Raw genomic sequence first — 13,486 nt, forward strand, 5'->3', positions numbered from 1 at the left:
AACATTGAATGTCTTTTTATAACTTTACGGCAATAATGAGGTGAAAAAGGACTGCCTGTAAGCAATTACATCTCCTACTCATTGCTATATAAATGAGGGCAAGCCACATAGCTTGGCAAGAGCCCCGTTTTTCCCGTCGGTTCTGTCGGGGCAAAGATGCAATTTCCCGACCGGTTGCAGCGGGAACCGAGAGCGATAAAAAATAAAAACAATATAAATGATAAGTAAATGGAATTACTTACCCCTTACATCAGACGAACAGCAAATAGCCCGGAGATTAGAGGCCCGATACCCGCGGGTCCCCGCGCTCTGTAAACTACTCGCTCAACGAGGGGTAACTTCTGTCGCCGAAGCGGAGAAGTTTTTCAAACCCCAGCTTTCCGATCTCCATGATCCGTTCCTCATGCGAGATATGGAAAAAGCGGTAGTGAGGCTGAATCGCGCATTAGGGAGTAAAGAAAAGATTATGATTTATGGCGATTACGACGTGGACGGAACGACTGCCGTATCGCTGGTTTACAAGTTCTTACAGAATTTCTACTCGGGGCTCGACTATTACATCCCCGATCGCTACGACGAGGGTTACGGCATATCGGACAAGAGCATCGACTATGCTGCCGAGAACGGCATCACGCTCATCATCGCCCTCGACTGCGGTATCAAGGCCGTAGAGAAAATTGCCTATGCCAAGAGCAAGGGCATCGATTTCATCATCTGCGACCACCACATGCCCGACGACCAACTGCCCGAAGCTGTGGCTATTCTCAACCCCAAACTCGAGGGAGAGACCTATCCCTACAAACACCTGTCGGGGTGCGGCGTGGGCTACAAGTTCATGCAAGGTTTTGCCCTCAACAACGGCATCGATATTGCGGCCGACCTGGAACCACTGCTCGACCTGGTAGCCGTGAGCATCGCCTCGGACATCGTGCCCATCACCGGCGAGAACCGCATTCTGGCCTATCACGGGCTCAAACGGCTCAACTCCAACCCCAGCATGGGGTTACGGGGTATCCTGAAGGTATGTGGTCTCAACAACAAAAACATCACCATCAGCGACATCGTATTCAAAATAGGCCCCCGCATCAATGCCTCGGGGCGTATGCAATCGGGCAAAGAGGCAGTCGATCTGCTGGTAGCCAAGGATATGGCTGGTGCGCTCGAAAAGAGCCAAAACATCGACCAGTACAACGAGAACCGCAAGGAACTCGACAAGCGTATTACCGAGGAGGCCAGCAAGATACTCGAGGAACATATCGACATCAACCACCGCAAATCGATTGTCATCTATAACAAGGATTGGCACAAAGGCATCATCGGTATCGTGGCTTCGCGTCTCACCGAACTTTACTACCGCCCGGCCGTGGTACTCACCCTCTCCGACGGACTGGCCACTGGCTCGGCCCGCTCGGTACAGGGATTCGATATCTACAAGGCAGTAGAGTCGTGCCGCGACCTGCTCGAGAACTTCGGAGGCCACACCTATGCCGTGGGCCTCTCGATGAAAGAGGAGCACATCAAGGAGTTTACCGCCCGGTTCGAAGAGCATGTGGCCAAACACATTCTGCCCGAACAGATGGAGCCCCAAATCGATATCGACACCGAAATCGCCTTCAACGAAATCACCCCCGAATTCTTTGCCCTGCTCAAGCAGTTCAACCCCTTCGGGCCCGGCAACCAAAAGCCCATATTCAGCACACGACATGTGACCGACTATGGTACAAGCCGGCTCGTAGGCAAGAAAAACGAGCATGTGAAACTGGAACTGGTCGATAGCAAGTCGAAGAACATCATGAACGGCATCGCCTTCAACATGAGCCGCCATTTCGATCACATCAAGGCGGGCAAACCGTTTGACATCTGCTACACCATCGAGGAGAACACCCACAACAGCGGATCGATCCAGTTGTTTATCAAGGATATACGTCCTTCGGAATAATCAATAAGCTATCCAAAACCCATCACATTTACCCACACCCAAGGTGTGGGTAAATGATTTGTGCCACTCCGTTTCGAGACGGCAATCCAAAATCGCCACAAGACCAGCACTATCTTTTATAGCCTCCCCCTCTATATTTTCGAGGCGTTCGTATCATGGGATAAAAGATAAAATTGTATTTTTGCAGCCGATTTTTCGGATAAGGCATGCACGAGATTATCTACGAAATATTGCACGAGTACTGGGGATACGACAAATTTCGCCCCATGCAAGAAGAGATCATCACCTCGCTGCTCGACGGCCACGACACACTCGGGCTCATGCCTACCGGCGGAGGCAAGTCGCTCACCTTCCAGGTACCCACACTCTGCCGCGAAGGGCTTTGCCTGGTTATTACCCCCCTCGTAGCCCTCATGAAAGACCAGGTGGACAACCTGCGTGCCCGGGGCATACGAGCCGCCTATATCCATGCCGGCATGTCGCGCCGCGAGATGGTTGTTACCTTTGACAACTGCCTCTACGGACGATTCAAGTTTCTCTACATCTCGCCCGAGCGCATCGATACCGAACTATTCACCGCCCGCATCCAAGGCCTGTCGGTCTCGTTTATCGTTGTCGATGAAGCCCACTGTATCTCGCAATGGGGATATGACTTCCGGCCGGCCTATCTGAAAATCGCCCAGATACGGCACATTCTGCCTCACGTTCCCGTGCTGGCCCTCACCGCCACGGCAACACCCCGGGTCGCCGAAGATATACAGCAAAAACTCAACTTCCACGACGGGCGAGTATTCCGCACCCCCTTCACCCGCCCCAACCTCTCGTATGTCGTACGACAAGGCGAAGACAAGATGCAGCAACTGCTACGCATCCTCAACCGGGTACCCGGTAGCGCCATCGTCTATGTGCGCAACCGCAAACGCACCAAAGAGGTAGCTGAGATGTTGAGTCGTGCCGGACTTTCGGCCGACTACTACCACGCCGGACTGGGACAGGAGGATAAAAACGAAAAACAACGCCGGTGGAAGGAGGACGAAATCCGGGTAATGGTATCGACAAACGCCTTTGGGATGGGTATCGACAAACCCGATGTGCGGGTTGTCGTGCACCTCGATATGCCCAACGCTCCCGAGGAGTACTTTCAAGAGGCCGGCCGTGCCGGTCGTGACGGGGCCCGCGCCTATGCCGTGCTGCTCTATGCCCGCCGCGACAAAGCCAATCTGCACAAGCGGCTCACCGAAGAATTCCCCGACAAAGAGTTTGTATTGAAAGTCTATGAACGGGTGAGCAACTTCCTCGAGATAGCCCTCGGCTGCGGCATGGACTCGATCTTTGAGTTCAACCTGAAGCGCTTCTGCGCGACCTTCAACTACACGGCTACCCCGGTATTGAGTGCGTTGAAGATTCTCACCATATCGGGCTACATCGAATTTATCGAAGAGACCGATTCACTATCACGGGTCATGATACTGGTACACAAGGAGGAGCTCTACAACCTGCGCGACTGCGACCCGCAGACCGATTGCGTGCTGCAATCTCTGCTGCGTTCCTACACCGGACTCTTTGCCGACTATACCCACATCCACGAAGAGCTGCTCGCCCAACGGTCGGGGATGACTCAACAAGAAGTCTATGAGGCCCTGCTCAAACTGAACCGGATGCATGTACTCCACTACATCCCCCGGCGGCGTACCCCCTACATCGTATATACCCGTGAACGGATGGAGCCCCGTTATGTGCAAATTACCCACGAAGCCTACGAAGAGCGACGCCAACGCATGGCCGACCGCATCGAGAGCATGATTACCTATGCCACCTCGACCCGCTGCCGCCAACAGATGCTGCTCGAATACTTCGGCGAAAAAAGCGACGACTACACCTGCGGCTGTTGCGACAACTGCATCGAACGCAAAAAACGCGAACAGGCGACCGCACAAGACCCGGCCCAAATAGCCCGGGCCATACAGCAATTCATCGGCAACGGCATCGTGAGCCGCAACCAGATTACTGCCTCGCTCCCCTATCCCGAGGACGAGGTAATCGAAGCCCTGCGCTTCTTGCGCGATGAAGGTTTCGTCGTCAGCGAAGACGATATCCACTATACGAACAAAACATAAAAAGATAAGGAAAAAGATTTTATAGGTATTTAGGTATTAACAAAGTAAGGTATTAAGAAAATGATTAAAGGTTTTTGCTACATCATGCTCTTCTATGTATTGGGAGAGATGGTAAGCCTGCTCATCGGGAAACTCATCCCCGGCAGCGTGTGCGGCATGATACTGCTGTTCCTGGCACTCACCCTCAGATGGATACGTCCGCGCGACGTCGATAAGGCCGCCTCGGCACTCACCCGCAACATGGCTCTCTTTTTTGTCCCGGCCAGTATCGGACTCATGCACGAATACAAGATACTCATGAGCAACTGGGTTGTACTGCTCACCGTGTCGGTAGTCACCACGCTGCTGGTTATCGTTGTTGTGGGACTTACCGAAGAGCACCTCGACCGCAAACTATCGCGCAGGAAAGGAGGAGTTGAACAATGAATACCATCTTCTCCTCCACCCCCTTCATCCTCCTGCTGGTCCTGGGCAGCTACCTGGCCGGATGCAAACTGCAACAGAAGAAACACATCGCCATCTTCCACCCGCTGCTGGTAGCCATGGTGCTTATCATCGGGCTCCTCACCCTGCTCGATATCGACTACGACACCTTCTGTGCCGGCAGCAGTTTCATCAGCTTCCTGCTGGGGCCCTCGGTCGTAGCACTGGGCTATGCCCTCTATGAACAGATTGAGCAGATACGAGGCAAAGAGATACCCGTGCTCACCGCCGTCTTTGCCGGTGGCATCGTGGGTATCGTGAGCGTCATCGCCATCTGCCGCATCATGGGAGTCGATGAGGCCATCACCTCGTCGCTGCAACCCAAATCGGTGACGATACCCATCGCCATCTCCCTCTCGGAGCACTCGCACGGCATCCCCTCGCTCACGGCCGTCATCGTGTTCGGCTGCGGATTACTGGGCGGAATCATCGGCCCGGCCGTACTCGACCGCTGTCACGTCAACAGCCGGGTAGCCCGCGGACTCGCTTTGGGTTCGGCAGCTCACGGACTGGGTACCGCCCGTGCCATCGAACTGGGTGCTGTCGAAGGAGCCATCAGTGGCCTGGCTATCGGCCTGATGGGGGTCATCACCTCGCTGCTTATCCCTTTATGCGAGAGCATCATGCGTTAACGACCGAATCTCCCGAGAGATAAACCTGGGCTCCTGAGACAAAATTAAATACAATAATTTTGGGCCCAGCCCTTGTATATTACGATAAAAACACATATCTTTGCAACGCTTTTAACAAAAAGCACCAAGGTTAGATTCGCTAGCTCAGCTGGTAGAGCACAACACTTTTAATGTTGGGGTCCTGGGTTCGAGCCCCAGGCGGATCACCGAAAAAAGAAGAGGCTACTTCAATGAGATAGCCTCTTCTTTTTTGCGTGTGGGGGCCTTGGGAATTAGCCCTCCTGTTACCTACTCCAATATATCGCCGGGAGCAAGCGGGGTATAGGGACCGTCTTTCACCTCGAATATGACAGTACCGCTGCACAGCACCTCGATGGTGTGCCACTGTCCACGGGGAATATTCACGCCATAGGCACCCTTCGTGGGATCGAGTTCATAGTGAGCCGTCACCTGGCGGTCGGCATTGTAAAAATCGACATTGAGCCGACCGCGCAGCACGATGTAAGTCTCGGCTGTGTGGGTGTGGCGATGTATGGGTAGCACGGTACCCGGCTCGAGCGCGTTGAGCAACCGCTGCGAAGGGGCATCGAGCGTCTCGTGAAAATTATAATTCATGCGCAGCCGAGGGCTGGCTTGAGCCTCGGCCGTCACCCGGTCGAGCAGTTTTTCGTCAATCAACATCTTTTTATACTTTTATTTCAAACAACTTAAAAAAGTATCGCGACAATACGATAAACAGATTGGTGCGAATACCGTTTTGCTTGCAGATTCTCAAAATCTCCTTATTCAGGATATATTTCGATTTCAATCCTCTCGTACTTATCCCTCCCGTACGCATCTTCACAAATACCTTTTCGATGTACCGATAGCGCATGGGCGACGAAAAGAAGCGCACAAACAGGTCAAAATCGGAAGCTATCTGATAGGAGACGTTGTACTTACCGTATTGCTCATAAAACGCTCTCTTGACATAAAAGCTGGGGTGCGCCGGCGAAAGCCCCATTATCATACGCGACGGCTTAAATATTTTTGACGAGTAGTACCTGATAATTTTCTGGGGATTGGAGGGCGAGATAAAGGCCACATCGCCATAAACGGCATCGATAGTGCCATCGAACTCGCCGGCAATCATCGAGACAATGTGATTATCGGGGAAATAATCGTCGGAGTTAAGTATGCCTACAATATCGCCGGTAGCCCGCTCGATTCCTTTGTTCATGGCATCGTATATGCCTTGGTCGGGTTCGGAAACGACTACCGAGATGCGATCTCGGTACTCATCGATAATGGCCAGCGTGGCATCGGTACTCTGCCCATCGACTATTATATACTCTATGTTGTCGTAGTCTTGCGACAGCACGCTTTCGATTGCATCGCGCAAGGTCGCCCCACTGTTATAAGTCACTGTAACAATGGAGACCTTCATCGTGTTTTTCACTGAATTATTCGCCCCAGACAACTCGTTTGACATAATCGGTATAGGATAGAATAATTCGTACTACTTTATCGCTCACATTGGGTATTGAATAATCGGCTACCGGACGGAAATTGCGTTGCTCGAGATTCTGATTCTGCAACTCGGCCAATCCCTGCATCACCCGATCGGGGTTGAGACCGACCATCATGACCGCGGCCTCTTCCATGGCTTCGGGACGCTCGTGGGCCTCGCGTATGTTCAAGGCTCTGAAGTTGAGTATCGACGACTCCTCGCTGATGGTTCCGCTGTCGGAGATAACGGCTCGTGCATTGAGCTGCAGCTTGTTATAGTCGCTCAATCCCATGGGTTTCATCAACCGGATGAGGGGGTCGAACTCGACTCCCGTCTCCTCGATTTTCTTGCGGGTACGGGGATGGGTCGAAACGATAACGGGATAGCCATATTCCCGGGCAATGCCATTCAGTATGGCGACCAAATTGCCGAAGTTCCGCTCGCTCGATATATTCTCTTCGCGATGAGCCGACACCACAAAATAGCGGTCGCGCTCCAAACCCAGGGTATCGAGTATGGTCGATGCCTCGATTTTGGGCCGATACTGGTTGAGCACCTCATACATGGGACTCCCGGTTTTGATCACACGATCGGCAGGGATGCCCTCGTGCAACAGATACTCACGAGCTATACTGCTGTAAGTCATATTGATGTCGGAGATGTGATCGACAATCTTGCGATTGCTCTCCTCGGGGACCCGCTGGTCGAAACAACGGTTGCCGGCCTCCATGTGGAAGATGGGGATATGACGTTTCTTGGCGGCAATGGCACACAGGCACGAATTGGTATCGCCCAATACCAGGAAGGCATCGGGACGCTCCTGCTCGAGCACGGGGTCGATATTGATCAAGATCTGCCCCGCTGTCGAGGTGGCGTTGTTGCCTGCGGCATGGAGGAAGTAGTCGGGTTTGCGCAACCCCAGATCCTGGAAAAATATTTCGTTGAGTTCGTAGTCGTAATTCTGACCGGTATGCACCAGCACATGTTCTATGGCAGGACTGGCATCGAGTTTCTGCAACACACACGCAAGCCGAATGATTTCGGGTCGTGTGCCCACCACAGTAAGGACTTTCAAAAGTTTCATGATCTTGTTCTTGAGTTATTTCATGGTTCTTATTCAACCGGTTCGAAGTAAGTATCGCCATCGTTGGGGTCGTACCATTCGTTGATCCAAAACTGAGCGTACAGAATTTCGTTGCCGATATTCGATATGTTGTGTGTGTACCATACCGGCATATCGACATATGCCGGATGGTCACCGTCGAGATAATAGTTGAGTATTTCGTCGGTACCTACCTTGCGAAGCTGGATGCGGGCTTTCCCTTTAATGACGACAAAACGCTCCATCTTGCGAGTGTGGTAATGGTTGCCCCGAGTCACACCGGGTACCGTGGTCGAGAAGCTCACCTGTCCTCCGACGCCCATCTTCACCGTCTCGACAAAACTGCCTCGGGCATCGGTGTGTTGCACCAGTTGTACCGGGAAGTGATGTGCCATATCGATGTAACTGCGGAAAGTATTGAACAAATTCCACTCGTGACGACTGGACAACGATGGAACAATGCCCTGCTCGAGATAGAGGCTCTTGTATTGCCCGAAACGCTCGAGCACTTCGCTCACCTTCATGACAAAGTCGAACGGTACCTCGTCGCGCTCGACCTGCGGCTCAAGGGCTACGGCATGACGACGTATCTGCTTAACGATATGCTCACAAAGACTACCTACATAGATAAGGTGCACTGCACTGTCCTGCATCACCACAGGCTCTTCGCCATGGGTGAGTTTATGGGCAAAGGTGGCAATAAACGAATTGTAGTTGGGACGGCCAAAGGGACCAAAGACATTGGGCACCACCATGCCGGTGAACGAGGCTCCGCTGCGACGAGCCCACTCCTCGAACATCTGTCGGCCATCGCGCTTGCTGCGGCCATACTCGTTGTCGCGTTCCTCCTGTGTGCTCGACGAAAAAAGCACATAGGGACGTGCTCCTGTCGCTTCCATGGCCTCCACAAGTTGGCGCACCAGCCCAACGTTGGTCTCATAGAGCACCTGAGCATCGGGGTGACGGTTGACGGCAGCCAAATGTACAATCGCATCGCACGACTGCACAAACGACTCCAGTCGTTCACGGTCAGCAAAAAAAGAGTCTTCAAACGGCACCCGCTCAAACTCATCGGGATAAAGGCCCAACGTGTTGTACAAGTGTGTACCTACGAATCCGGACTGGCCGGTAACTCCTATTCGTATCATCTCCCCCTCGCTTTACTTCAGATTCAAATCCTCGCGTACCATGTCGAGTTTGAGCAACAGCTGTTTCATCTCCTCGACATCGAGCCGATGTGTATTGTGCGAATGGTAGTCTTCGATCTGCGAAATCGTTTCATTTCCCTCGATAAAATATTTATCGTAGTTGAGGTCACGACTGTCGCAGGGAATACGGAAGTAATTGCCCATATCCACCGCGCGCGCCATCTCCTCGCGGGTAACCAGCGTCTCGTACAATTTCTCGCCATGGCGAGTCCCGATAACCTTCACCGGGGTATCCTTGCCATAGAGTTGTTTCAAGGCAGTAGCCAAAGTCTCCAGCGTTGCAGCCGGCGCTTTCTGCACAAACAAATCGCCGTTTTGGCCATGCTCAAAAGCATAGAGTACCAGATCAACCGCATCGTCGAGCGTCATCATGAAGCGCGTCATGTGGGGATCGGTAATCGTTATCACGGCATCGTTTTTCATCTGGTCTATCCACAAGGGGATGACCGAGCCACGGCTCGCCATCACGTTACCGTAGCGCGTACAACAAATCGTGGTTGTGGCCGAGTCGCCCAACTGGCGGCCTTTGGCAATGGCCACCTTCTCCATCATGGCCTTGCTTATTCCCATGGCATTGATGGGATAGGCCGCCTTGTCGGTCGAGAGTACCACGACATTCTTCACCCCATGCTCGATAGCCGAATCGAGCACATTTTCGGTGCCCAGCACATTGGTGCGCACAGCCTGCATAGGGAAGAACTCGCACGAGGGAACCTGTTTCAAGGCCGCAGCCGAAAATACATAATCGACCCCGGTCATGGCCCCATCGATACTGCGTTTGTCGCGCACATCGCCAATATAGAATTTCACCTTGGGATTTTGCAGTCGATGGCGCATATCGTCCTGCTTCTTCTCATCGCGACTGAATATGCGAATCTCGCGCACGTCGCTATCCAGAAAGCGCCGCAAAACGGCATTGCCAAACGAACCGGTTCCTCCGGTAATGAGCAATATTTTATCTTTAAAAATCGACATAATGTTATACGATTGAGCTATCTAAAATTCTTTTACTAAAATCCTCTGTATCAAACTTTACTTGCTGTAACAGCCGGTTACAATTCTGTTCAAACGCATGCGGGTCGAACAAACGGGCATAAGCGATTATTTTATCAAAGATATTATCTTCTGCCGAAATAACAATTCCCAAACCGAATTTTTTTACATACTCGGCCTGAATGCTTCCTTCAGAAACGAGCATGGGCTTCCGCCTCAACAAAGCCAGATAAAAACGATTGCTTATCAAATGCCGGCTCAATTTATCATCGGGCAATATGATATTCATGAAATCGCAGCCATCGACAATCGACAACTCGTCGCTCTTGTGGTAATAGCCCGTGAACGACACATTGTTGTACCCTTGCTCGACCTTATACTGTTCAAGCGATTCACAGGCAATGCCTTTGCCCGAGAATTGCAACCGCACTGCGGGCTTGTCGCCCAGACTTTCCATCACCCACCGGTTGGTCTCATAGTCGCGCAATTGCCCGATAGTCAGCACAACGATATTTCTACAATCGATGTCGCGAGCCTGCCCCACAGAGTCGGCCAGGAAAGAGGGCCTCACGTTGTGACAGATCACACTCTCGCACTTGGGCAACCAGGCTCTGAAACCCGGCGACGACAATACATTCAATGACGAATTTTTTAGCAACCGGCGGAGTACTGGACCCGAGTAACCCACCAACGGCGAGTAATCCCGAATATCAAAAATATACCTACCCCGATAATACTTCAGCAGATAAGGCGACAGGAACAAGGCATTGGCAATGGTGAAGACCACCACTTGGTCGTAGCTCGACTTGCCCAATACCTCTTGCACAAACCGGGAGTAGCGAATATAATCATACACTTTGCGATAGCCGGGAGCTGTCTCTCGGGCCACAATATCACAAGAATAAATGCGATGGAGAGTCTCTCGCTTAATCACCTTTTTGTCTCTGTTCAGCAAGATAATCTCGATATCGGCACCCATACGCTCATATATGTCTATATAATATTGAACATATGGCGACTTTTCTATACTCGTAGCCAAGATTAACGCAACTCTCATTATCCTCTTCAATACTTTAGTCGGGGTTACCTTTTAATCCATCGATATACTGTCGATTCTATCTTTATCAAGGGCGGGATGACAGTCAGCCGACAACTCTTGCGCAGGAACCGTATAAAGAGCCGCACAAACTTCAGGTTGTTGAAATAGTGGTTTATCGGTCTGCTGTAACTGATTCGTGGGGAACCTTGAGCCAACTGGTCAAACAAGTCGAACCAACAGGGCATAATGCACTCGGGTGCAAATCGAGACACCTCGCTTTTGGCTGTCTGGCCCAATCGTTCATTGACCTCGGCATGAGTGAGCAGAAACACAACGTGATCGGCTATCGACTTGTAGGAGTGACACAAATAGCCGGTAGTCCCGTTTTCGACCGTATCGGGATAACCGTTTTTGTTTAAGGTAACGACCGGCATGCCGGCACAATTCATCTCGATAACTCCCATGCCAAAAGTCTCGGTGCGAGCCGTTGGATTGACAATGCCCACCGACGACTGCAAAAAGAGCTCATATTTCTCGGCACCCAATATACCGCGGAACAGGACCGACGGCAACAGCTTCCCTCCCTCTGAAAGATAGGGGAAGAACTCTTTTTCAAAAGCCTCATCGGCCACACCCAATGGACCCAATCGGCAATCTCTCGAATACAGATTACCGGCTCCCACGACCTGTAAACGGGCTTCGGGGACCCGACTCAAAATATATTTCCACATCTTGGCGACGACAAGGAATCCCTTCTCGGGAGTCAACGACCCCACATAAACAACGGTTTTCCGGTCGTTCGTCCGCGGTCTGGAGCCCACCGCATCGGGCACTATGTTATAGATAAACAACGATTTGCGACAAATAGGATGATCGATGTATCGGTCGTACTGTTGCCGACCAACAAAGACATTGGCTATTACACAAGGACTCGCAGCCACCCAGTCGGCATAATCGTTGAAATAGAAATTGTGTCCCCACACGACAATCCTGTGCTTCAGTTCATCGATGTAACGGGTCACCCGGCTATCCTTATTGTCTTTGATGACGATGAAACTGTCGTTATTCTTTTTCGACTCAAGCAACCCTTCCAGGATATCGTTCACCCGCACCACATTGACCCCCTCGGGGAATGTGCAGTCGGAGGTACAATAGATAGTTACCCGATAGGTATCGGGTTTGAATCGAAGCATATAATAGATCACGAGCAAGAAACAGTACTGCGTCCCCCCTACCCCGGGATTCCCCCGGTCGGGACGGGAACAGTCGATACCCCTCAGCCCCTCATCGCCAAAATAAAATCCTATCTTCACCCGGTTATCGCTCATAGTATGGATATCAGCTTTTGCATTTGGGTCACATTGTTCTTTTGGCTCATCACAAACTGTTGTGCTGCCTTTGCCCGCGATAAACAGCAGGCATAATCCATCGACAATATTTCGGTCAACTTCCCGGCCATGGCCTCTACCGACTCTCCCTCGAAGTAATAGAGATACTGGTCATATTCGGCCGGTATCCCGGGCAATTTCGTAGTCAAGACCGGAGTCCCCGACAACATATATTCCATGGTCTTCGAGGGAAATGAGTACCGGGTATATTCATATTCGCTCGGTCTCGGATTAATCAACAGCGACACCTGTTTCTGCCGTTCCACGATTTGCTCGCGCGAAAGCAATCCACCATAGACTATACAGGCATGATGCGAGGCAATCTCGACAAGCTCTTCCCGATAATCGCCATCACCATAAATCTCGAGCACCCAACCGGGTCTGTTCATCAGCAAAAAGCTATCGACCAGTCTCTTTATGCCATAGATTTTATGTATCGACCCCGAATACAAGCATACCTTCTCACGCGGCATGGTACCGGCCGAGGCTCTTTGCACCGAGGCATCGACCATACCTTCGATCACGATACCGGGTCTATGATGCCGATTCAAATCTTCATCCATATACCGAGTCAACGTCATGAAACCACTCATCCGGTGTATGATGCACTCCTGCATCCAGGCTCTCACCCGTGCAGGCAATCCTTTTGCCAGATAGCGAGGCATATCGGTCAGGAAAACGACCGTCTCAATACGGTATAGCCATTTGCACAAGTGGCAAGCCATCAACAAGGTAAAGTTCAATCCGTCGCACAACACGACAGCCTTCTCATAGCCGGCATCTTTCTTCCACTGTTTGATAAACCGTATGGCCTTTCTCCATGTACCTATATACCCACCCCGACGTTTTCGGGGCAAATAGTTATATTCAATCCCGTTTTCACGAATGGTCTGCTCACAGGCGTTTCCAGCCGGTAGATAGCTCGCTCCCAGGAAATTGGACAAGACGCGAACATCCACCCCGTTCTCTCTCAACCCCAACAGTATCAACCGCATAAAGTATTGCCCCTGTATGCCATAATACCGGGGTTGCTCCTTCAACAAATCGGCCAATAACTTCTCATGCGATACCGCTGCAACAAACAATAATTTCATCT

At 51.5% G+C, this 13,486-nt stretch carries 12 protein-coding genes and 1 tRNA gene; 5 read left to right on the forward strand and 8 right to left on the reverse strand.

Annotation, left to right across the window (positions count from 1 at the left end; translation table 11 throughout):
- The first annotated feature begins 217 nt into the window (after positions 1–217).
- From recJ to B5G10_RS09280, 5 genes are all read left to right on the forward strand, one after another.
- A complete protein-coding gene (gene recJ / locus B5G10_RS09260) occupies positions 218–1,939 on the forward strand; it encodes a single-stranded-DNA-specific exonuclease RecJ (protein ID WP_087424459.1) in 1,722 nt (573 codons plus the stop codon).
- Positions 1,940–2,145: 206 nt separating this feature from the next.
- Complete coding sequence (locus tag B5G10_RS09265; RefSeq protein ID WP_087424460.1) at positions 2,146–4,056, forward strand: ATP-dependent DNA helicase RecQ; 1,911 nt, start codon at positions 2,146–2,148, stop codon at positions 4,054–4,056.
- Positions 4,057–4,116: 60 nt separating this feature from the next.
- Entirely contained in the window at positions 4,117–4,482 is a 366-nt protein-coding gene (locus B5G10_RS09270; protein WP_143241110.1) for a CidA/LrgA family protein, read from the forward strand.
- Positions 4,479–5,171, forward strand: coding sequence for an LrgB family protein (locus tag B5G10_RS09275; protein ID WP_087424461.1), 693 nt, complete (start codon positions 4,479–4,481; stop codon positions 5,169–5,171). The genes B5G10_RS09270 and B5G10_RS09275 overlap by 4 nt, the downstream gene beginning before the upstream one ends.
- Before the next feature lie 133 nt (positions 5,172–5,304).
- Positions 5,305–5,377: transfer RNA gene (locus B5G10_RS09280), tRNA-Lys, on the forward strand.
- Positions 5,378–5,459: 82 nt separating this feature from the next.
- On the opposite strand, the gene B5G10_RS09285 is transcribed toward B5G10_RS09280, so the two are convergent.
- From B5G10_RS09285 to B5G10_RS09320, 8 genes are all read right to left on the reverse strand, one after another.
- Positions 5,460–5,852 carry a WbuC family cupin fold metalloprotein gene (locus B5G10_RS09285; protein ID WP_087424462.1) on the reverse strand — a complete coding sequence of 131 codons (393 nt, stop codon included), beginning with the start codon at positions 5,850–5,852 and terminating at the stop codon, positions 5,460–5,462.
- Positions 5,853–5,856: 4 nt separating this feature from the next.
- Entirely contained in the window at positions 5,857–6,597 is a 741-nt protein-coding gene (locus B5G10_RS09290) for a glycosyltransferase family 2 protein (protein WP_087424463.1), read from the reverse strand.
- Positions 6,598–6,613: 16 nt separating this feature from the next.
- Positions 6,614–7,744: a UDP-N-acetylglucosamine 2-epimerase (non-hydrolyzing) gene (wecB, locus tag B5G10_RS09295; protein WP_087424464.1), complete on the reverse strand. Its 1,131-nt coding sequence runs from the start codon at positions 7,742–7,744 to the stop codon at positions 6,614–6,616.
- 29 nt (positions 7,745–7,773) lie between these two features.
- Positions 7,774–8,910 (reverse strand): NAD-dependent epimerase/dehydratase family protein, encoded by a 1,137-nt coding sequence (locus B5G10_RS09300; RefSeq protein WP_087424465.1) that lies wholly within the window; start codon positions 8,908–8,910, stop codon positions 7,774–7,776.
- A gap of 12 nt (positions 8,911–8,922) precedes the next feature.
- The gene (locus B5G10_RS09305; protein ID WP_087424466.1) at positions 8,923–9,945 is read right to left on the reverse strand and encodes a polysaccharide biosynthesis protein; all 1,023 of its coding nucleotides are present in this window, start codon (positions 9,943–9,945) and stop codon (positions 8,923–8,925) included.
- A 4-nt stretch (positions 9,946–9,949) separates the two neighbouring features.
- The gene (locus B5G10_RS09310) at positions 9,950–10,942 is read right to left on the reverse strand and encodes a glycosyltransferase family 4 protein (RefSeq protein ID WP_143241111.1); all 993 of its coding nucleotides are present in this window, start codon (positions 10,940–10,942) and stop codon (positions 9,950–9,952) included.
- A 104-nt stretch (positions 10,943–11,046) separates the two neighbouring features.
- A complete protein-coding gene (locus B5G10_RS09315; RefSeq protein ID WP_087424468.1) occupies positions 11,047–12,330 on the reverse strand; it encodes a glycosyltransferase family 4 protein in 1,284 nt (427 codons plus the stop codon).
- Positions 12,327–13,484, reverse strand: coding sequence for a glycosyltransferase family 4 protein (locus tag B5G10_RS09320; RefSeq protein ID WP_087424469.1), 1,158 nt, complete (start codon positions 13,482–13,484; stop codon positions 12,327–12,329). The genes B5G10_RS09315 and B5G10_RS09320 overlap by 4 nt, the downstream gene beginning before the upstream one ends.
- Between the last annotated feature and the right edge of the window lie 2 nt (positions 13,485–13,486).

It is taken from the genome of Barnesiella sp. An55, from assembly GCF_002161555.1.
GTDB classification, from domain to species: Bacteria; Bacteroidota; Bacteroidia; order Bacteroidales; family Barnesiellaceae; genus Barnesiella; species Barnesiella merdipullorum.